Annotated in this window: 21 protein-coding genes; 13 read left to right on the top strand and 8 right to left on the bottom strand. The window is 71.0% G+C overall.

From position 1 onward, the window contains the following. Positions 1-7: 7 nt before the first annotated feature. From IM697_RS41335 to IM697_RS41325, 3 genes are read right to left on the bottom strand one after another with little or no spacing between them, the layout of a single operon-like run. Positions 8-322 carry an AzlD domain-containing protein gene (locus IM697_RS41335; protein ID WP_194042197.1) on the bottom strand — a complete coding sequence of 105 codons (315 nt, stop codon included), beginning with the start codon at positions 320-322 and terminating at the stop codon, positions 8-10. After that, positions 319-519 (bottom strand): AzlD domain-containing protein, encoded by a 201-nt coding sequence (locus tag IM697_RS41330; RefSeq protein ID WP_194042195.1) that lies wholly within the window; start codon positions 517-519, stop codon positions 319-321. Before IM697_RS41330 ends, IM697_RS41335 begins: the two co-directional genes overlap by 4 nt. After that, positions 516-1,202: an AzlC family ABC transporter permease gene (locus IM697_RS41325; RefSeq protein WP_194042193.1), complete on the bottom strand. Its 687-nt coding sequence runs from the start codon at positions 1,200-1,202 to the stop codon at positions 516-518. Before IM697_RS41325 ends, IM697_RS41330 begins: the two co-directional genes overlap by 4 nt. An 81-nt stretch (positions 1,203-1,283) precedes the next feature. On the opposite strand from IM697_RS41325, the gene IM697_RS41320 reads away from it, so the two are divergent. Then, positions 1,284-1,832, top strand: coding sequence for a helix-turn-helix domain-containing protein (locus tag IM697_RS41320; RefSeq protein ID WP_194042191.1), 549 nt, complete (start codon positions 1,284-1,286; stop codon positions 1,830-1,832). Positions 1,833-1,930: 98 nt separating this feature from the next. Here IM697_RS41320 and IM697_RS41315 read toward each other — a convergent pair whose 3' ends face one another. Then, positions 1,931-2,134 (bottom strand): cold-shock protein, encoded by a 204-nt coding sequence (locus IM697_RS41315; protein ID WP_043442843.1) that lies wholly within the window; start codon positions 2,132-2,134, stop codon positions 1,931-1,933. A gap of 310 nt (positions 2,135-2,444) precedes the next feature. Here IM697_RS41315 and IM697_RS41310 point away from each other — a divergent pair, with 310 nt between their 5' ends. The 5 genes from IM697_RS41310 to IM697_RS41290 all read left to right on the top strand — a co-directional run bounded on the left by IM697_RS41310 (position 2,445) and on the right by IM697_RS41290 (position 8,015). Next, a complete protein-coding gene (locus IM697_RS41310) occupies positions 2,445-3,293 on the top strand; it encodes a menaquinone biosynthetic enzyme MqnA/MqnD family protein (RefSeq protein WP_194042189.1) in 849 nt (282 codons plus the stop codon). A gap of 59 nt (positions 3,294-3,352) precedes the next feature. Further along, positions 3,353-5,362: a serine/threonine-protein kinase gene (locus IM697_RS41305; RefSeq protein ID WP_194042187.1), complete on the top strand. Its 2,010-nt coding sequence runs from the start codon at positions 3,353-3,355 to the stop codon at positions 5,360-5,362. A gap of 16 nt (positions 5,363-5,378) precedes the next feature. Further along, positions 5,379-6,110, top strand: coding sequence for a prepilin peptidase (locus IM697_RS41300; RefSeq protein ID WP_194050095.1), 732 nt, complete (start codon positions 5,379-5,381; stop codon positions 6,108-6,110). A 72-nt stretch (positions 6,111-6,182) separates the two neighbouring features. Beyond that, entirely contained in the window at positions 6,183-7,382 is a 1,200-nt protein-coding gene (mqnC, locus tag IM697_RS41295) for a cyclic dehypoxanthinyl futalosine synthase (protein ID WP_194042185.1), read from the top strand. Positions 7,383-7,409: 27 nt separating this feature from the next. Further along, the gene (locus IM697_RS41290) at positions 7,410-8,015 is read left to right on the top strand and encodes a hypothetical protein (protein WP_194042183.1); all 606 of its coding nucleotides are present in this window, start codon (positions 7,410-7,412) and stop codon (positions 8,013-8,015) included. A gap of 32 nt (positions 8,016-8,047) precedes the next feature. Here the strand turns inward: IM697_RS41290 and IM697_RS41285 are convergent, their stop codons facing one another. Beyond that, entirely contained in the window at positions 8,048-9,031 is a 984-nt protein-coding gene (locus tag IM697_RS41285; protein WP_194042181.1) for a chitinase, read from the bottom strand. Positions 9,032-9,164: 133 nt separating this feature from the next. Between IM697_RS41285 and IM697_RS41280 the strand changes: the two genes are divergently transcribed. Genes IM697_RS41280 through IM697_RS41265 form a run of 4 tightly spaced genes read left to right on the top strand, consistent with a single transcriptional unit; the run spans position 9,165 to position 13,537 of the window. After that, positions 9,165-9,437, top strand: coding sequence for a hypothetical protein (locus tag IM697_RS41280; RefSeq protein WP_407699583.1), 273 nt, complete (start codon positions 9,165-9,167; stop codon positions 9,435-9,437). Between the two features lie 19 nt (positions 9,438-9,456). Beyond that, on the top strand, positions 9,457-11,733 hold the full coding sequence (locus IM697_RS41275) for a bifunctional polysaccharide deacetylase/glycosyltransferase family 2 protein (RefSeq protein WP_194042179.1): 2,277 nt from the start codon (positions 9,457-9,459) through the stop codon (positions 11,731-11,733). After that, positions 11,733-12,845: an acyltransferase family protein gene (locus tag IM697_RS41270; RefSeq protein WP_194042176.1), complete on the top strand. Its 1,113-nt coding sequence runs from the start codon at positions 11,733-11,735 to the stop codon at positions 12,843-12,845. The genes IM697_RS41275 and IM697_RS41270 overlap by 1 nt, the downstream gene beginning before the upstream one ends. Then, positions 12,842-13,537 carry a demethylmenaquinone methyltransferase gene (locus IM697_RS41265; RefSeq protein WP_194042174.1) on the top strand — a complete coding sequence of 232 codons (696 nt, stop codon included), beginning with the start codon at positions 12,842-12,844 and terminating at the stop codon, positions 13,535-13,537. Before IM697_RS41270 ends, IM697_RS41265 begins: the two co-directional genes overlap by 4 nt. On the opposite strand, the gene IM697_RS41260 is transcribed toward IM697_RS41265, so the two are convergent. After that, the gene (locus tag IM697_RS41260; RefSeq protein WP_194042172.1) at positions 13,524-13,835 is read right to left on the bottom strand and encodes a PASTA domain-containing protein; all 312 of its coding nucleotides are present in this window, start codon (positions 13,833-13,835) and stop codon (positions 13,524-13,526) included. The genes IM697_RS41265 and IM697_RS41260 overlap by 14 nt on opposite strands. Before the next feature lie 120 nt (positions 13,836-13,955). Next, a complete protein-coding gene (locus IM697_RS41255) occupies positions 13,956-14,462 on the bottom strand; it encodes a GNAT family N-acetyltransferase (protein ID WP_194042170.1) in 507 nt (168 codons plus the stop codon). Between the two features lie 48 nt (positions 14,463-14,510). Between IM697_RS41255 and IM697_RS41250 the strand changes: the two genes are divergently transcribed. Further along, positions 14,511-15,848: a geranylgeranyl reductase family protein gene (locus IM697_RS41250; RefSeq protein WP_407699582.1), complete on the top strand. Its 1,338-nt coding sequence runs from the start codon at positions 14,511-14,513 to the stop codon at positions 15,846-15,848. 172 nt (positions 15,849-16,020) lie between these two features. Further along, on the top strand, positions 16,021-17,715 hold the full coding sequence (locus IM697_RS41245) for a hypothetical protein (protein WP_194042166.1): 1,695 nt from the start codon (positions 16,021-16,023) through the stop codon (positions 17,713-17,715). Between the two features lie 74 nt (positions 17,716-17,789). On the opposite strand, the gene def is transcribed toward IM697_RS41245, so the two are convergent. Continuing rightward, positions 17,790-18,416: a peptide deformylase gene (gene def, locus IM697_RS41240; protein WP_194042164.1), complete on the bottom strand. Its 627-nt coding sequence runs from the start codon at positions 18,414-18,416 to the stop codon at positions 17,790-17,792. Positions 18,417-18,524: 108 nt separating this feature from the next. On the opposite strand from def, the gene IM697_RS41235 reads away from it, so the two are divergent. After that, positions 18,525-20,351, top strand: coding sequence for a hydroxysqualene dehydroxylase (locus IM697_RS41235; RefSeq protein ID WP_194042162.1), 1,827 nt, complete (start codon positions 18,525-18,527; stop codon positions 20,349-20,351). Positions 20,352-20,392 lie beyond the last annotated feature (41 nt).

The following is a 20,392-nucleotide window of genomic DNA, read 5'->3' as shown; positions in this document are numbered from 1 at the left end:
GGCCCCCTCACGCCAGCCCCGCCGCCCGCAGCAGCGCGGTGGCCCCGGCCGCGGCCAGCACCACCACCGGGAACGGCGCCCCGCGCCACGCCAGCACACCCCCGGCCAGCACCCCGACCGGCCGCGCCCACCCCGCGAAGCCACCGCCCTCCGTCAGCGCCCCCGTCGCCAGCAGCGCCACCAGCAGCACCACCGCGGCCGCCGACAGCACCTCCTGGACGCGCGCGGGCAACTCCACGCGCCCGTGCAGGGCCGGGCCGACCAGCCGGAAGGCGTACGTCCCCACCGCCAGCGCCAGGATCATGGCCACCGTGGCACTCACGCCGACGCCTCCCCACGGCCGCACCGGCCCAGCCCGGCCGTCGCCAGCAGCGCCACCAGCAGCACCACCGCGGCCGCCGACAGCACCTCCTGGACGCGCGCGGGCAGCTCCACCCGCCCGTGCAGCGCCGGGCCGACCAGCCGGAAGGCGTACGTCCCCACCGCCAGCGCCAGGATCATGGCCACCGTGGCATTCACGCCGACGCCTCCCCACGGCCGTACCGGACCAGCCCCGCCAGCGCCAGCAGCACCGGCACCCCCGCCGGGACGGCCGGTGTCACCGCCAGGGCCAGTGCGGCGCCGAGCAGCGCGCACCGTCGTATCCGGGCGTCCGTGCGCAGGGTCGGCAGGACCAGGGCCACCAGTACGGCGGGGAAGGCGGCGTCGAGGCCGTAGGTCGCCGTGTCGCCGAGTGCGGTTCCGGCGAGCGCGCCGGCGAGGACGCCGGTGTTCCAGGCGGCGAACAGGCCGAGCCCGTTCACCCAGAAGGCCGCCCGGCGCAGTGCCGGATCCCGCTGGGCGAGCGTGAACGCGACCGTCTCGTCGGTGACCAGGTGGGCGCCGAGGAAGCGGGCGAGGCGGCCACGGCCGCCGATGACATCGGCGACGGCCAGGCTGAACGCGGCCGTGCGGGTGTTCAGGAACAGCCCGGTCGCCGCCGCGGCTAGCGGTCCGCCCCCGGCCAGCAGCACGCCGACCGCGCTGAACTGCGCCGAGCCCGCGTACACGACCAGCGACATCACCACCGGCACCCAGAGCGGCAGCCCGCCGGCGACCGCGATGGCGCCGAAGGAGACGCCGACGACCCCGCTCGCCAGCCAGACCAGTGCACTGTCGCGCACCAGAGGTGCCATCATCGGTGTTCGGAGAAGTGAACGCATGTTTTCCAGAATGAACAAGCGAGCGTCCGTTCGTCAAGGCGAACGAACGTACCTGTGTAGCGAACGACGGGAAGTGAAGCCATGAGCGAGCCCCTCACCTGGATCGCCGCCGCCCTGCGCCGTGAGCGCACCCGGGTCGGGCTGTCGCTGTCCGAGCTGGCCAAACGGGCGGGGATCGCGAAGTCCACGCTGTCCCAGCTGGAGGCGGGCGGCGGAAACCCCAGCGTGGAGACGCTGTGGGCGCTGGGGGTCGCGCTCGGGGTGCCGTTCAGCGTGCTGGTGGAGCCGCCGGCCTCGGCGGTGCAGGTGATCCGGGCGGGTGAGGGGCCGACGGTCGCCTCGGAGCGGGCGGACTACGTGGCCACCCTGCTCTCGGCCAGCCCGCCCGGCGCCCGCCGGGACATCTACCACCTGCGCGCGGAACCCGGCCCGGCCCGTGAGTCGGAGCCGCACATTCCGGGGAGTGTGGAGCATCTGATCGTCAGCACCGGGCGGGTGAAGGCGGGGCCCCGGGGCGAGGAGGTCGATCTGGGGCCGGGCGACTACATGTCGTATCGCGGGGACGTGCCGCACTCGTACGAGGCGCTGGCGCCCGGGACGACGTTCGTGCTGGTGATGCAGCACGTCTGAGAGGGAGCGGGAACTCTGAGAAAAGGCAGGAGCCCCGCTGCCTTGCGGCGAGGGGCTCCTTGGGTACTGCTATTCGTTCCGGATCAGAGGCGCTGGCCTCAGATGGCGGTGACGTTCTCCGCCTGCGGGCCCTTCGGGCCCTGCGTCACGTCGAAGCTCACCTGCTGGTTCTCTTCGAGCGAACGGAAGCCGTTCGCGTTGATCGCGGAGTAGTGGACGAAGACGTCGGGGCCGCCGCCCTCCTGGGCGATGAAACCAAAGCCCTTTTCGGCGTTGAACCACTTCACGGTTCCGGTAGCCATAAGCCCTCCTTGGGCCCAAAGGGTTGCCCTGCTCCAGAACCTGCAAGTGTGAAAAGCAAGCGCCGCACATCTGCATACGTCTGAAAACGACTAGAGCCCGCGGTCACATGCTCCGCAGGCTCTGTACTGCAAGGGAAACCAAACTGCAACTTGCGGCGAGCCTAGCACGTGGGCAGCCGAAAGCAATAGAGGTCAAGATCACGTCACTCGGACGTTTGAAGCCCCGCGTCATGTTGACGTCGGGTGGCTGTGACGAGGGTGTCACGACCCTGAAGGCTGCACGCTACCTCATGGGGTCTAGTCTCGCGATGTGGACAATTCTCGCACTCGGCCGCGCGTAGGCCACATTCAGTTCCTGAACTGCCTGCCCCTGTACTGGGGGCTCGCGAGAACGGGCACCCTGCTCGACTTCGAGCTGACCAAGGACACGCCGGAGAAGCTCAGCGAGCAGCTCGTCCGGGGCGACCTCGACATCGGGCCGATCACCCTCGTCGAGTTCCTGCGCAACGCCGACGACCTGGTCGCCTTCCCCGACATCGCGGTCGGCTGCGACGGTCCGGTGATGTCCTGTGTGATCGTCTCGCAGGTCCCGCTGGACCGGCTGGACGGCGCCCGCGTCGCCCTCGGCTCGACCTCGCGCACCTCGGTGCGCCTCGCCGAGCTGCTGCTCGCCGAGCGCTACGGCGTCCGGCCCGACTACTACACCTGCCCGCCCGACCTCAGCCTGATGATGCAGGAGGCGGACGCGGCCGTGCTCATCGGAGACGCGGCGCTGCGCGCGAACCTGCTGGACGGCCCGCGCTACGGCCTCGAGGTGCACGACCTCGGCACGCTCTGGAAGGAGTGGACCGGCCTGCCCTTCGTCTTCGCGGTGTGGGCGGCGCGCCGGGACTACCTGGAGCGCGAGCCGGTCATCACCCGCAAGGTCCACGAGGCGTTCCTCGACTCCCGCAACCTCTCCCTGGAGGAGGTCGGCAAGGTCGCCGAGCAGGCGGCCCGCTGGGAGGCGTTCGACGAGCGGGTCCTGGAGCGGTACTTCACCACCCTCGACTTCCGGTTCGGCGGCCCGCAGCTCGCGGCGGTCGCGGAGTTCGCGCGCAGGGTGGGGCCGACGACGGGATTCCCGGCGGATGTGAAGGTGGATCTGCTCCAGCCGTGAGGCGCGCGGTGTTCGCGCACTAACCTGCTGACGTTCCTACGGGGGAGGGGTGGACGCCGATGCAGCCGCTCGGAGCGGACGAGCCCACCGTCGTCGGGCCGTACCGGCTGCTCGGCCGGCTCGGCTCCGGCGGGATGGGGCGGGTGTACCTGGGGCGCAGCGCGGGCGGCCGTACGGTCGCCGTCAAGATCGTGCATCCGCACTTCGCCCTGGACGAGGAGTTCCGCGCCCGCTTCCGCCGCGAGGTGGAGGCGGCCCGGCGGGTGGGCGGCGCGTGGACGGCGCCCGTGCTGGACGCCGATCCGCAGGCGGCGGTGCCGTGGGTGGCCACGGCGTACGCGGCGGGGCCGTCGCTGTCGTCCGCGGTCGCGGACTCGGGCGCGCTGCCCGCGCATTCGGTACGGGCGCTGGGGGCCGGGCTCGCGGAGGCGCTGGCGGCGGTGCACGAACTGGGCCTGGTGCACCGGGACGTGAAGCCGTCGAACATCCTGCTCACCCTGGACGGCCCGCTGCTGATCGACTTCGGCATCGCCCGCGCCATGGACGGCACGGCGTCCCTGACCTCGACCGGCGTCTCGATCGGCTCCCCGGGCTACATGTCGCCCGAGCAGATCATCGGCAAGGGGGTCACGGGCGCGGCGGACGTCTTCTCGCTGGGCGCGGTGCTGGCGTACGCGGCGACCGGCGAGCCGCCGTTCTCCGGGGACTCGTCGGCGGCGCTGCTCTACAAGGTCGTCCACGAGGAGCCCGAACTCGGCGCGCTGGACGGCGAACTGCGGGAACTGGTGGCGCACTGCCTGACGAAGGAACCGGGCGCGCGCCCCGCTCCGGGCGAGGTGGCCCGGCGACTGGCTCCCCAGGGCGCGGCTCGGCTGGTGGCGGGCGGATGGCTGCCCGGGCCGCTGGTCGAGCAGGTCAGCCGGGGAGCTGTGCGGCTGCTGAACCTGGAGGCGGAGACGGATGTCCCGTCGGGGCCGGTCGGGTTCAGCCGGCCATCGGTGGGGGCGGGCGACTCTACGGGCGGGGGAGCCGCGACGGCGGGAAGCGATGGGGCCGGGCGGTCGGCGGCCGGAGGCGAGGGCGCCGGGCGGGCGGCGGCCGGAGGTGAGGGGGTTGGGCTGGCGGCGGCCGGAGGCGAGGGCGCCGGGCGGGCGGCGGCCGGAGGTGAGGGGGTTGGGCTGGCGGCGGCCGGAGGCGAGGGGGCCGGGCTGGCGGCGGTCGGAGGTGAGGGGGCCGGGCGGGCGGCGGTCGGAGGCGAGGGCGCCGGGCGGGCGGCGGTCGGAGGTGAAGAGGCCGGGCAGGCGGCGGTCGGAGGTGAAGGGGCCTGGCGGATGACGGACGGTGGGCAGGACGCGGGGCCCCTGACGGTCGGGGAGTTCGGGCCGCCGCCGGTGATGCCGGTGCCGGGGGCCCCGGCCGCGCCGCCCGCCGCCGTGCCGGAGCCGCGCGACGCCCCGCCCCTCGCGGACACCGCGCCCTCGCCCGGCAAGCTCTCCGTCTCCGTCGCGGCGGCCTCGACGCCGGGGGAGGGCGGCCGTGGGCGGCGGGTGAGCTGCACGGTGGCGTTGGCGGTCGCGGGAGCGATGGCCGCGGTGACCGTGGGGTCGGCGTTCCTGTTCGACCTGTTGCCCGGCGGCGGGGACCAGGACACCAACGCGGGTGCCGACGCCTCCTCGTCCGAGGCGCCGGGCAAGGACACGAGCACCCCGGCCAAGGGCTCCGTCCCCGCCCGCTACCTCGGCACCTGGGAGGGCAAGGCCACCGCCCTGAACGGCACCCTGCCGGCCGGCACCTTCCGGCTCACCGTGCACAAGGCCCAGGTCGGCGACGAGGTGGGCACCCTCCGCCAGACCGACCTGCTCGGCGGCGTCTGCAACGACGTACTGACCCTGAAGCAGGTGACCGCGAAACAGCTCGTCGTGACGTCCGTGGGCCGCAAGAACAACCACCGCGGCTGCAACCCGACCCCGCACACCGTGCGGATCACCCCGGCCGGCGACGACCTGGTGTACCGCTCGGAGAGCAGCGACGAGGGGAACCCCGAGGCGCGGCTGTCGAAGGTCGAGTAGGGAGTCGCACGTGGGGGTGAGCACGTCGGCCCTGGTGGTCGCGGCCGGGCTGTGGGGCGTGGGGGCGGGTGCGCTGCTGCCGCGCGCCGCGTACCGGTTCTCCGCTCCGGAGGAGGAGGCATGGCGGGACCGCTGTCCGGAGGGGCATCCGATCCGCGGGTGGATCGGGCGGGCCCGGTGCCGGCGCTGCGGGACCCGGGTGCCGTACGACCCCGGAGCCCCCGTGCTCATGGCCGCCACCGCCCTCGTCTGCGCCGCCCTCGCCGCCGCCACCGGCACCCGGCCCGAGCTGGGTGTCTGGCTGCTCCTCGCGCCCCTCGGCGTGCTGCTCACGGTGGTCGACCTCCGGGTGCGGCGGCTGCCCAACCCGCTGACCCTGCTCTTCCCGGGCGCCGCCCTCGCACTGCTCGGCCTGGTCGCCCTCGTTCCCGAGCACGCCGGGGACTGGCCGACCGCGCTGTGGGCCATGCTCGCGGTCGGTGCCGGCTACGGCGTGCTGCACCTCATCAACCGGGACGGCCTCGGCTTCGGCGATGTGAAGCTCGCGTTCGGGGCGGGGGCGGTGCTGGGCTGGTACGGCTGGGCGACGGTCATGCTGGGCGCCTTCGCCGGGTTCCTGTTCGGGGCGCTGTACGGCTGGGGGCGCGTCCTGCTGCGGCGGGCCGGGCGCAAGTCGGCGATCGCGTTCGGGCCGTTCCTGCTCGCCGGGGCGTTCGTGGGGCTGCTGATCGGGGCGTACACGGCCTGAGGTCGGCCCGGCGAAACCCCTGGCGTAGGCTGGTTCGGTCCGTCCACAACCCTTGACGAAAGGGACGCCCCGGTGACCGAGAAGGCCGACCTCCAGTCTGTGCTCGACCGTGCCGCAGCGGGCGGGCGGATCACCCCAGAGGAGGCGCTCGACCTCTACCGAGACGCCCCGCTGCACGCGCTGGGCGCCGCCGCCGACGCCGTACGCCGCCGCCGGTACGCGGGCACCGAGCACATCGCGACGTACATCATCGAGCGCAACATCAACTACACGAACGTCTGTGTGACGGCGTGCAAGTTCTGCGCCTTCTACGCCCCGCCCAAGGACAAGGACAAGGGCTGGACCCGCGACCTCGACGACATCCTGCGGCGCTGTGCCGAGACCGTCGAACTCGGCGGTACGCAGGTCATGTTCCAGGGCGGTCACCACCCGGACTACGGCGTGGAGTACTACGAGAAGCACTTCGCCGCCATCAAGAAGGAGTTCCCGCAGCTCGTCATCCACAGCCTGGGGGCGAGCGAGGTCGAGCACATGGCCCGGATCTCGGGGGTCTCGGTCGAGGAGGCCATCACGCGCATCCACGAGGCCGGCCTGGACTCCTTCGCCGGCGCCGGAGCGGAACTCCTGCCCGCCCGCCCCCGCAAGGCCATCGCCCCGCTGAAGGAGAGCGGGGAGCGCTGGCTGGAGATCATGGAGGCCGCGCACAACCTCGGGGTCGAGTCGACGTCGACGATGCTGATGGGCACCGGCGAGACCAACGCCGAGCGCATCGAGCACCTGCGGATGATCCGCGAGGTGCAGGACCGCACCGGGGGCTTCAGGGCCTTCATCCCGTACACCTACCAGCCCGAGAACAACCACCTGAAGGGCCGCACGCAGGCCACGATCTTCGAGTACCTGCGGATGATCGCCATCGCGCGCCTGTTCATGGACAACATCGCCCACATCCAGGGCTCCTGGCTGACCACGGGCAAGGAGATCGGCCAGCTCTCCCTGCACTACGGCGCGGACGACCTCGGCTCGATCATGCTGGAGGAGAACGTCGTCTCCTCGGCCGGTGCCAAGCACCGCTCCAACCGGATGGAGATCATCGACCTGATCCGCAAGTCGGGCCGGGTGCCGGCGCAGCGCTCGACGACGTACGAGCACCTGGTCGTGCACGACGACCCGGCCAACGACCCCGTCGACGAGCGGGTCGCCTCCCACATCTCCTCGACGGCGATCGCGGGCGGCACGGCACATCCCGAGCTGAAGATCCTCGCCTCCAACTGATTCCAGCTGACTCCACCTGACGTACTCGTGCTGACGATTCACGCGGACTCCAGAGGGCGGGCGCTGGCCGTCGAGGGCGCGTGGATCGCCGGCGCCGGACAGTTGACGGACCTGGTCGCCGCCCATCCGCGGGCGCGCGTGCGCCAGTGGCCGGGCATCCTCACACCCGGGCTGATCAACCTCCACGGCAACGAGCTGCTGGAGGAGGCGTACCACCCGGATCCCCGCGAGTCCGACGAGTTGGGCACCGAGCCACTGATGGGGGACGCGCTGGCGACCCTCGCCATGGACGACACCCGCTGGGGCGCGAGCGCACGACGGGGCCTGCAGCGCATGCTGGCCCACGGCACGGTCCGGGTGGCCTGCGAGGAACTGCGCAACCGAGCGGTGCGGGACGCTGTGCACCGGTCCGGTCTGGCGGTCGTGGGCCGGCTGGGCCGCCCCGGGGGAACCCCCGCGCTCGACCCCTACGCCGCCGGGCTGCCGGTGGAGTTCGCGGCCCCGAGAGAGCGGAACTCCGCCGCCCGGTTCGCGGTGTTCGACGTACCGGACGAGACGGAACTGGCGGAGCGCGGCGCTGGGACATGTGTGGCCACTGTGGTCGCCGGGCGACTGGTGTACCGACGGCGCTGAGGGCGCCCCTCAAGGGGCGCGGGCGCCCGAGCTCACCCCGAGAACGCCTCCCCGAACGCCCCGTCCTCCTGATCCACCCCGCTGCAATCGGTCAACGCGTCCTCCGCAGAGGAGTCGTCCCCGCACTCCTGGTCCCGGAAGGTCGCCCACATCGAAACCCACCCGATCCCCTTGTCGTCGGCGAACTCCCGCACCTCCGCCGCGTCATCGAGCGAGAACGTCTCATCATCGACGTCGTTCACCCCGAGCATCGACGTCAACGCCATCGCCTTCCACGCGGTCGCGTCGGACGTACCGAAGATCTCCTTCAGCTGCGCATGGGCGGCTTTCGCGGAGGTGAGCGCGTATTCACCCATGTCGCCGGTGTACGACTCGCCGTAATTCATCGTCATGATGTTCACGGTGGAGACCTGAACGTCGTGCTCGTTCGCGGACTGCAGCAGCGCCACGCCGTCGTCGTCCAGCCCGGACGGCATCACCGGCAGCGTGAAGGACACCTCCAGATCGCCACGCTCCCTCTGCAGCAGCGCGATCGCCTCCGAACGCAGGTCCACCGAGTCGGAGTCGGTCAGCTCGTCGCCCTCGACGTCGAAGTCGGCCTGCGCGGAACCCGCCGCGTCCAGCGCCTTCCCGTACGCCCGCGCCAGCTCGGACGCGCTGTCACAACTCGCCGCCAGCTCCTTGCCGGAGGCGCCGCCGAAGGAGACACGGACGGTGGCGCCGCCCTGGGCGAGCCGGGAGATACGGGACTTCACGGCCGAGTCGGAGATCGCGGTGGTGCCGTTCCACTTGGGGGTGCAGTCGCTGCCGTCGGAGATGACGAAGGCCAGGTTGTACGTCGCCGGGGAGCCGGCCCAGTCGTGGTCGGAGGCGTCGGTGGCGCTGACGTAGGGAGCGTAGGACGAGCTCGACGCGTACGACGTGCTCGACGAGGCGCTCCGGGAGCCGGAGCACGCCGTGGTCAGCGCGAGCAGGCAGACGAGTCCGACCGCCGATTTCCCTGGGTACGTATGCATGCCGGCAAACCTCTCACCCTTTTCGGGGCGTTGCCGAAAACTCTCAGGCAAAGGACAGGCTCACGCGTTTCTCATATGCGTCTCACACAGAGAGCGAGTTCTGGGCACATAAAGGTTCCCTAACGTCCGGGGAATGCAATCCGAGACTGCCCTCGACAACCAGGGACCCGTGTTCGTCGACAACTCCGGACGCCGCTCCAAGCTGCTGCGGCGGCTCGGCCTGCTGGTCGGCGTCGCCTGCCTCGGCTACGCGGTGGTGCTGGGCATGGCCTTCATGGGCGTCGGCACCTCACTGACCCCGTCCCAGTTGCTGCCCTTCGCGAACGGCCAGGGCGGCCCCGGCGGTCCGCCTCCGGGCGCCCCCGCCCCGTCCGTGTCCCCCGCCCCGTCCGCGTTCGCCGACTGACCGGAGCGCAGGCCCACTCATGACCACGACGACGCCCTCACGTCGCCGCCGCCGTGCCCCCTCCCGTATCGAGCGGGTGGCGGGCAAGGCCGCGGCCCTGCAAAAACCCCGGGTCATCCTCGCCGGACTGCTCCTGCTCGCGCTGACCAGCGTGATGCTGCTCGACGGCTATCTGCGTGCCGAGGTCGGCGGCGACCAGCGGGTGCGCACCGGGGCCAGTTCGAGCAAGGTCCCCGACGAGATCCTCGACGGCGGGCCGATCCTCACCTTCCGGGCCGGGCAGGCCACCCCCGTCTCCGTCCCGGACAAGACGATCGCGCTCACCTTCGACGACGGGCCGAACCCCACCTGGACGCCACAGGTTCTTCAGATCCTGAAGAAGTACGACGTGCCCGCCACGTTCTTCGTGGTCGGCTCGATGGTCTCGCGCTACCCGTCGATCGTCGCGGACATGGTCGACGAGGGCAACGAGGTGGGCATCCACACCTTCACCCACGTCGACCTCTCCTACCAGAGCGACGCCCGCGTCAACCGCGAGATGCAGCAGACCCAGCTCGCGCTCGCGGGCGCGGCCGGCATCACGACCACGCTGTTCCGGGCGCCGTACTCCTCGGAGACGGACGCCATCGACAACTACAGCTGGCCCGTCTACCAGAAGCTCGGCGAGGACGGGTACACCAGCGTCTTCGTCGACACCGACAGCGACGACTGGAAGCGGCCCGGCGTCTCGAAGATCATCGAATGGGCCACTCCGGACGACGGCGACGGCGCGTCCGTCCTCTTCCACGACGCGGGCGGCGAGCGGTCGCAGACGATCGAGGCGCTGCCGAAGTACATCGAGAAGATGCGGGCGAAGGGATACACCTTCACCACGATCAGCGGCGTCCTCCAGCAAGAGGCGGCGGCGAACGGTCAGCAGGCCGGCGGCCCCGCGCAGCCGGTCCCGGGCGGACGGGCCGCTGAGGGGAACCAGGCCGCGGAAGGGAACCTCCAGGCCGCCCACCGCGCCGCCACCGGCGCGACCCTCTACGAGGGCAAGGCGCTGATCGGTGCCGTGGCCGTCGCCGAGTGGGCGGTGCCGATGCTGTCGGTCGGCCTTCTCGTCGTCGGCGTCGCCGTCATGGGCCGCTTCGGCATGATGCTGATCCTCGCCCGGCGCCACCACCGGCAGCGCAACAGGCGCCGGTTCAGCTGGGGACCGCCGGTCCACCAACCGGTGAGCGTGATCGTCCCGGCGTACAACGAGAAGGAGTGCATCGCCAACACCCTCGCGTCGCTGTCGAAGAGCACCCATCCGATCGAGATCATCGTGGTCGACGACGGCTCGACCGACGGTACGTCCGAGATCGCCCGGCGCGCCGCCCACGAACTCGGCATGACCAACGTCCGCGTCATCCGCCAGGAGAACGCGGGCAAGCCGGCGGCGCTGAACAACGGAGTGCGCAGCGCCAGTCACGACATCGTCGTGATGATGGACGGCGACACCGTCTTCGAGCCGGACACCGTACGGCAGCTGGTGCGGCCCTTCGCCGATCCCGAGGTCGGCGCGGTCGCCGGCAACGCCAAGGTCGGCAACCGCGACACGGTCATCGGAGCCTGGCAGCACATCGAGTACGTGATGGGTTTCAACCTCGACCGGCGCATGTACGACCTGCTGCGCTGCATGCCGACCATCCCCGGCGCGATCGGCGCCTTCCGCCGCGAGGCGGTGCTTCAGGTCGGCGGCATGAGCGAGGACACGCTCGCCGAGGACACCGACATCACCATCGCCATGCACCGCGCGGGCCGGCGGGTCGTCTACCAGGAGCACGCGCGCGCGTGGACGGAGGCGCCCGGTTCGCTCAAGCAGCTGTGGTCGCAGCGCTACCGCTGGTCGTACGGCACCATGCAGGCGCTGTGGAAGCACCGCAAGTCGCTGACGGACAAGGGGCCTTCGGGCCGCTTCGGCCGGGTCGGCATGCCGCTGGTCGTGATCTTCCAGATCGTCACGCCGGTCTTCGCCCCGCTGATCGACGTCTTCACCGTCTACTCGATGATCTTCGTCGACTTCACGGCGGCCCTGCTGGCCTGGCTCGTGGTGCTGGCGGTGCAACTGCTGTGCGCGGCGTACGCCTTCCGCCTCGATCGCGAGAAGTACCGCTATCTGCTGATGATGCCGCTCCAGCAGCTCGCCTACCGCCAGATGATGTACCTGGTCCTGATCCACTCCTGCATCACGGCCATGACCGGCGGCCGCCTGCGCTGGCAGAAGCTGAAGCGGACGGGTGAAGTGGGGACGCCGGCAGGGGTGAGCTGATGGGGGCGCACAGCAGGGTGGCGGTCCCGGTCACTCCGCCCGCGGCCGGTGCCCCCGTACGTGACCGCTATTTCGACACCCTCAGGGCGGTGGCTCTCGTCAGGGTGGTGACGTACCACACCTTCGGCTGGGCCTGGGCCGGCATGGTCTTCCCCTCCATGGGGGTCATGTTCGCCCTGGCCGGCACCCTCATGGCGAAGTCCCTGGAGCGTCCTGCGGCGAAGGTGGTCCGCAGCCGTCTGCGCCGCCTCCTGCCGCCCTTCTGGTTCTGGGGCGTCTTCGTGGTCGTGGCGATGCTGATCCACGACTGGATGCCGGGCTGGCAGATCGTCTACTGGATCGTGCCGCTCGGCGACCCGCCGGGCGACGCGTGGGGCGAGCAGGCCTGGGAGATCCTCTGGTACCTGCGGACGTACCTGTGGTTCGTCCTGCTGTCCCCGCTGCTGCTGCGTGTGTTCCGCCTGGCCCCGGTGGCGGTGCTGGTCCTGTCCCTCGCCCCGATCCTGGTCTGCCACTTCCTGTGGGAGCCCCCGGACGACCGCCTCGGCAGCGCGCTCACCGACCTCGCCGTCTTCTCCTTCTGCTGGATCCTCGGCTTCGCGCACCGCGACGGCGTCCTGCGCCGCCTGCGGCCCGTCGCCGTCGTGGCCCTCTCCCTCGCGGCGATCGCGTACGGCGGCTGGTACGCCTTCACGCACCAGGCCGAGACGGGTTCGTACGACCTGGACGACATCCCGCTCGCGCAGGCCTTCTGGTCGGCGGGCTACGTCACGCTCCTGATGTACGCGAAGGAGTACTTCCGGATCGACTTCGCATGGCTTGCCCGCTTCCGGCTCCTCGACCGCCTCGTGACGATCTTCAACGCCCGTGCCGTGACGATCTACCTCTGGCACGAGATCGCCCTGATCCTCGCCGTCCCGCTGATCGACCGGTTCTGGAACGTGCCCGCGTTCGAGACGTACCTGCCGCTGGGGAGCCAGTGGTTCATGTTCGGCGTCGGCTGGATCCTGATCGCGGTGTTCGTCCTCGCGTGCGGATGGGTGGAGGACGTGGCGGCGAAGAAGAAGCCGGAGCTCGTGCCGGGCGGCCGTACTGCCACAATGGGCCCGTGACCCGCGCATCCCTGGACAAGCAGCCGCACGAAGTCGCCTCGATGTTCGACAACGTGGCGGAACGGTACGACCTGACCAACGACGTGCTGTCGCTCGGCCAGGACCGCAGATGGCGCAAGGAGGTCGCGAAGGCCGTCGACGCCGGCCCCGCGCAGAAGATCCTCGACCTGGCCGCGGGCACGGCCACCTCTTCGCTGCCCTTCGCGCGGACCGGCGCCTACGTGGTGCCCTGCGACTTCTCGCTCGGCATGCTCCAGGTCGGCAAGCGCAAGCACACCTGGCTGCCGTTCACGGCGGGCGACGCGACGAGGCTGCCGTTCAAGGACGACACCTTCGACGCCGTGACGATCTCCTTCGGGCTGCGCAACGTCCAGGACTTCGACGCCGCGCTGCGCGAGATGCACCGGGTGACGCGGCCCGGCGGCCGGGTCGTGATCTGCGAGTTCTCGCACCCGACCTGGGCGCCCTTCCGCACCGTCTACACCGAGTACCTGATGCGCGCCCTGCCTCCGGTCGCGCGCACGGTGTCCTCGAACCCCGACGCCTACGTCTATCTCGCCGAGTCCATCCGCGCCTGGCCCGACCAGCCGGCCCTGGCCGAGCGGCTGCGCAAGGCGGGCTGGTCGAAGGTGGCCTGGCGCAACCTGACCGGCGGGGTCGTGGCCCTGCACCGGGGCTTCAAGCAGAGCTGACCACGGGGTACGGGTCTCCGGGCTCGTCGAGTTCGCGTTGCAGCCCACCGGAGGGCGGCCGCGGTATGCGTGGCTCGCGTACGCCTCCGCCGCCCTCACCCTCGCCGAAGTCGAACCAGATGTAGACCATCGAGTCCCGCGGCACCTCGGCACCGGGCTGGGGGTACTGGCGTACGACATAGTCGACGACGGTGAGGTGGAAGTCCGGCCGGTCCGGCGCGTTCAGGAACAGGCCGTGCGACTTGGCCGCCTCGCGCGCGTCCATGGCCATCAGTCCGACGAGTCTCGGCACTCGCACCTCGGGCGTTTTGGGTGTTATGCGCACAGATGTCACCCCCAGCGGTACTGGCAGGGTAACCGCCCGGGGGTGCCGTCCGGAAGCGTCAGGTTTCTGTCTGTGACAGTCGATTACCGAGCGTCACAGATTGAGGCGGTAGCAGAGGCCCGTCGCCTCGGTCACGGGGGTCGTGAAGGTCTCGGTCAGGTGCATGTCCAGTCGTTGAGTGACCGCGATGGAGCGGGCGTTGCGCGCGTCCACCATGGCCACCACGCTCCTCACCCCTGCCGCCCGGACCCGTTCCAGGGCCACCCGCGCGGCCGTCGTGGCGTACCCCTTGCCCCAGTACTCCCGGCCGAGCCGCCAGCCGATCTCGATCTCGCCCTTCGGGCCCCAGTCCCGCGGCCACGGCTGGGCGCCCGTGAAGCCCACGACCTGATCGTTCTCATCGAGCATGGTCCACAGGCAGAACCCGAGTTCGGCGTCGTGCCGGCGCTGCCGGGCGGTGAGCTCCTCGTAGACCGACAGCTCCGCTGCCTTGCCGCCGTGGAACTCCATGACATCGGGGTGGGCGAAGACCCGGTGCCAGGCGACGGCGTCCTCGTCGGTCGGGACACGCAGCCGCACCACGGGGAGAGTTCGGTTCACGGAGGCATCCCTTCGGCCGGGTGATCACTGCTGCTGAATAGACTGCCCATGTCCAGTGCCGGTCGGCACGCAGATTTCGAACCTTGGGGAGATCCCGCCGTGACCGAGCCCCTCTCCGAAAACACCGCCGATGTCATCGTCGTCGGCGCGGGACCAGCCGGCTCCACGACGGCGTACCACCTCGCCAGGTCCGGCCTCGACGTACTCCTGCTGGAGAAGACCGAGTTCCCCAGGGAGAAGGTCTGCGGCGACGGCCTGACCCCGCGCGCGGTCAAGCAGCTCGTGGCGATGGGCATCGACATCTCCGAGGAAGCCGGCTGGCTGCGCAACAAGGGCCTGCGGATCATCGGCGGCGGCGTACGGCTCCAGCTGGACTGGCCGGATCTCGCCTCCTTCCCCGACTACGGCCTCGTCCGCAAGCGCGACGACTTCGACGAGCAACTCGCCCGCCAGGCCCAGAAGGCCGGCGCCCGGCTCCACGAGCGCTGCAACGTCGGCGCCCCGATCGTCGACGACCGCACCGGCCGGATCACCGGCGTCCGCGCCAAGCTCGGCGAGGACAAGCGCGAGGTCACCTTCCACGCCCCGCTGGTCGTGGCCGCCGACGGCAACTCCACCCGCCTGTCCCTGGCGATGGGCCTGCACCGCCGTGAGGACCGCCCGATGGGCGTGGCCGTACGGACGTACTTCGAAAGCCCCCGCCACGAAGACGACTACCTGGAGTCCTGGCTGGAACTGTGGGACCGCCGAGGCCCGGGAGAGGACCGCCTGCTCCCCGGCTACGGCTGGATCTTCGGCATGGGCGACGGCACCTCGAACGTCGGCCTGGGCGTCCTCAACACCTCCGACTCCTTCAAGGAGCTGGACTGGCGCGAGGTCCTGAAGGCCTGGTGCGCGTCGATGCCGGAGGACTGGGGCTACACCCCGGAGAACATGACCGGTCCCATCCGCGGCGCCGCCCTGCCGATGGCCTTCAACCGCCAACCGCACTACACCAAGGGCCTGCTGCTCGTCGGCGACGCCGGCGGCCTGGTGAACCCCTTCAACGGCGAGGGCATCGCCTACGCCATGGAGTCCGGCCAGATCGCCGCCGACGTCATCGTCCAGGCCCACGCCCGCTCGACGCCCGCGGGGCGCGAACTGGCCTTGCAGCGCTACCCGCGGGTCCTGAAGGACACCTACGGCGGCTATTACACGATGGGCCGCGCCTTCGTGAAGCTCATCGGCAACCCGAAGGTCATGAAGGTCGCGACCCAGCGCGGTCTGACCCACCCGCTGCTGATGAAGTTCACGCTGAAGCTGCTCGCGAACCTCACGGACCCGACCGGCGGCGACGCGATGGACCGGATCATCAACGGGCTGAGCAAGGTGGCGCCGAAGGCGTGAAGGGTTTCTTGGGTTCCCTGGGTTCTTTGGGTTCCTTGATGTGGTCGAGGCCGGTGGTGTTTGCGGGAATGTGACCCTGCTGTGATGCATCCGTGGACAACGCATCGACGCCGGCTCAGGTCGAAGGGTGTGTGCCCGCCCGGGCACCCTCCCATCGACGAGAGAGCACTCGATGACCCTCCAGTCAGTACGGCGGACCTGGCCGCTCAGATCCGTGGGGCTGCTGGCCGCCACGGGGCTGGCCGCCGTCGGTCTCGCGGGCACCGCCCAGGCCGCGGACGCGCCCCTGCCCGTGACGATCACCGGCGAGAACCGGGTCGACCTGTCGCTCGACTCCGACAACGGAGACGCCACGGAGCCGCAGGTCCAGCTGCGACTGAACGTCCCGGGTGAGGAGTTCGAGGGCGACGGGAACATCCCGACCGTCTTCACCGGCGACTACAAGATACGCATCGACGCCTCCGAACTCGCGGGCGTCGCCTCCGTCAAGCTGCCCTGCGACGCCGACGGCCTCGTCGCGGTCTGCGACGGCTACGAGCTGTACGCCGGTGAGACGTACAACCGCGTCGGCGACATCCGTGTCGACGTCAACGACGACAGCGCGGCCGGCGACTTCGGCACCATCAAGGTCACCGGCGAGGGCGAGGGGCTGGACTTCACGCCGCTCGACATCGACGTGCTGGTGGGCGGCGCCGAGTTCGTCAACCGCGAGCTGTCGCTGCCGAAGGACCTCGAGGCCGGCGACACCTATGAGGCGCCCGTGGGCCTGCGCAACAAGGGCGCCATGGACTCCGAAGGCGCGGTACTGCGCTTCCACGGCTCCCGCGGCCTGTCCTTCCCCGACTCGTACGGCAACTGCGCCTACGCCGAAGTGACCACGGGACCCCTGCTGCACCAGGGCACCGAGGCGATCTGCACCTTCCCCGACACCATCAAGGCGGGGACGGCGTACGCGCTGACCGAGCCGCTGAAGGTGAAGACCGCCGACTTCGCCCTGTTCGACATCTTCAACTACGGCTTCAGCGCGGTCAGCCCGGCCGAGGCGAAGAGCCTGCGCGAGGCCAAGGACTACCGGCCCGGCAGCGGCCCGGACCTGAAGCTGACGGAGGTCCCCGGAGCCGACCCGGCGGACTACACCCGCTACGCCGAGCTGGACCTGCCCGCGACGAACCAGTACGACCTGGAGCTGACCGGCGCGTCGCTCAAGGGCGCGGCGGGTGACACCGTCACGGCGAAGCTCGGCTTCCGCAACAACGGTCCGGCCTGGATCAGCGCCCTGCGCTCGGGCGGTGAGCCGATCGGCTTCACGGTGGAGGTCCCCGAGGGGGCGAAGGTCACCAAGGCTCCCGAAGCCTGCCGTGAGACGGACATCGCCGAGAACACCAAGGGCTACCTCTGCTTCGTGGACACCCCGCTGCTGGAGGACGCCCGGCTGACCTTCCCGTTCGACCTGCGCATCGACCGGGTGGTGCAGAACGCCAAGGCGAAGGTGGCGCTGCCCGACTGGGACAACCCGCGCGAGTCCGACAAGTCCAACGACTCGGCCTGGATCGTGCTCAACGGCACCGGCCAGTCGACGAACGGCGGCACCGGCTCGTCCGACGGCGGCACGTCGAACGGCGGCACGACGGGCGGCGGTTCCTCCTCCGGCACGGACGGCGGCTCCGGCTCCTCCAGCGGCGGCACGGGAGGCGACACCTCCGGCGGTGACACGGGAACCGACACCGACGGCGGTCTGGCCCTTACCGGTGCCGGCGGCGTGACGCTGATCGCCGGGGGCGCGGTGCTCGCGCTCGGCCTGGGAGCAGGCCTTGTGCTGTACCTGCGCCGGCGGGCGGCGGGGCAGGGTGGCGGCACCACCGCCTGACGTACCCTCGTGCGCTGCCGGGTGCCGCTCCAGCGGGAGCGGCACCCGGCACGCGTTTCGGTGTGGCGGTGCGATCAGCCGCTGAGGGCCGAGGCCCTGACGGTCCGGCGGGCGAAGACCTCCTCGCGCCGGTCCGCCGACTGCCGCAGCGCGTCCTTCCGCTCCCGCTTGGACAGCCGGTCCAGATAGACGTGGCCGTTGACATGGTCGGTCTCGTGGGCGAGGCAGCGGGCGAAGTAGCCCGTGCCCTCGATCACGAGCGGCGCGCCGTCCTTGTCGAGCCCGCGCACCACGGCCCGGTCCGGACGCGGTACGTCCATCACGGCGCCCGGCACGGACAGACAGCCCTCCGTGTCGTCCAGCAGCCGCCGGTCCGAGGCCGCGAGCGGCTCCAGCACCGGGTTGACGATGTGCCCGACATGCCGGGCCCCGTCGTCGTCCGGACAGTCGTACACGAACAGCCGCAGATCCACGCCGACTTGGTTCGCCGCGAGTCCGGCTCCCTCGGCGATGTACATCGTCAGGAACATGTCGTCAATGAGCGCGGCGAGATCGGGCCCGAACTCGGTCACGTCCCGGCACGGCTTGTGCAGTACCTCCTCACCCACCTCGGTGATCCTGCGCACCGACCCGCGCCGGGCCTCGGGCGCGAGCGGCGGATACGACTCGACGGGCCTGCCTTGTACGAAAACGCTCGGCATCGCTGTTCTCTCCTTCTGTCCTTCTGCTGTCGCGGGTTGTGAGGATGCTGTGGCCGGGCGTGAAACGGGCTTCCGGCCTCCGCGCACCCTCCCTACCCTCCGGGACTCATGACAACAGAACACACGCAGACGCCCCAGGAGAAGACAGGTCACACACCGTCCGGCCACACCCGCAGACGCTTTCTGGCCGGTGCCGGGGGAGTCGCCGGCGCCCTCGCCTTATGGCCCGCGGGAAGCGCGAAGGCGGCGGCGGGCAAGCGGGTCGCCGTCCTCGGCGGCGGGGTCTCCGGCCTGAGCGCCGCCCACGAACTCGCCGAACGCGGCTACGCCGTCACCGTCTACGAGTACTACGACGCCCTCGGCGGCAAGGCCCGCTCGATGCCCGTCCCCGGCACGGCGGCCGGCGGTCGCGCCGACCTCCCCGCCGAGCACGGCTTCCGCTTCTTCCCCGGCTTCTACCGGAACCTGCCGGACACCATGCGCCGCATCCCCGTCCCCGGCAACGCGCACGGCGTCCACGACAACCTCGTCAGCGGCACCGAGGCCCTGTTCGCCCGCGCAGGCGGCCGCCCCGACCTGCACTTCCCGCTGCGCCGCGGCACCACCCCGCCCCGCCCCGGCGACCTCACCCCAGGCTGGATCCGCGACCAGATCCTGTCGGTCCTGGACCTCGGCACCCGCCTGCCGGCCCACGAGGCCGCCTACTTCGCCGACCGCCTCCTGGTCCACCTCACCAGCTGCGACGCCCGCCGCGAGGAGCACTGGGAGAAGGTCGCCTGGTGGGCCTTCATCCGCGCCGAGGAGATGAGCGAGGAGTACCGGACCGTCCTCGGCGTCGGCCAGACCCGCAACCTGGTCGCCACACGCGCGGAGGTGGCCTCCACCCGCACCGTCGGCCGCGTCATCATCGAGGCCCTGCTCCTGTGGGGCCTGCTCGGCCGCGGCATGGACGGCGACGCCGACATCGACCGCGTCCTCAACGCCCCCACCAGCGAGGCCTGGATCGACCCCTGGGAGCGGCACCTGCGCTCCCTCGGCGTCGAGTTCGTCCCGGGCACCCAGGTCCGCGAGGTCCGCTACGACGCCGGACGCGTCACCGGCGTCCGCGTCTCGGCCCGCGACGGCGGCGACGAACGCACGGTCACCGCCGACCACTACGTGTCCGCACTCCCGGTGGAGCACGCCCGTCTGACTTGGGGCTCGGGACTGCGCGCGGCCGACCCGCAGCTCGCGCGCTGCGACGCCCTGGAGACCGACTGGATGACCGGCGTGATGTTCTACCTGGACACGCCCACCCCCGTCGTGCACGGACACATCAACTGCCTCGACTCACCGTGGTCGGTGACCGCCGTCGGCCAGGCCCAGTTCTGGCCCGGGCGGGACTTCTCGCGCGACTACGGCGACGGCCGGGCCCACGACTGTCTCTCCGCGATCATCTCGGAATGGGACAAGCCGGGCATCCTGTATGGCAAGACGGCCAAGGAGTGCACCAAGGAGGAGGTCGTCGCCGAACTCTGGGCACAGCTGAAGGACGGCCTCAACGACGCCGGCAAGACCACGCTCCGGGACGAGGACCGCCTCGGCTGGTTCATGGACCCGGCGGTGACGGGCCTCGGCGGCCCCGAGCCGCGCAACCGCGAACAGCTCCTGATCCACCCCACGGGCACCCTCTACAACCGCCCCACGGCCCGCACGAGGGTCCCGAACTTCTTCCTCGCGGGCGACTACGTGCGCACCGACGTGGACCTGGCGACGATGGAGGGCGCCAACGAGTCGGCACGCCTCGCGGTCAACGCGCTCCTGGACGCGGACAATTCGGGCGCCGAGCGCTGCGAGATCTGGGAGCTGTACCGGCCCCCGGAGCTGGAGCCCCTGAAGCGGGTCGACGAGGTGCGCTACAGGCTGGGCCTGCCCAACACCTTCGACCTCGGCTGAGAGGCGCCCGGCCGGGACGTACCCGGCCAGGACGGACTCGA

This window comes from Streptomyces ferrugineus (genome assembly GCF_015160855.1).
GTDB classification, from domain to species: domain Bacteria; phylum Actinomycetota; class Actinomycetes; order Streptomycetales; family Streptomycetaceae; genus Streptomyces; species Streptomyces ferrugineus.
The sequence above is the reverse complement of the archived record's forward strand: the minus strand, read 5'-3'. Positions and strand labels throughout refer to the sequence as shown.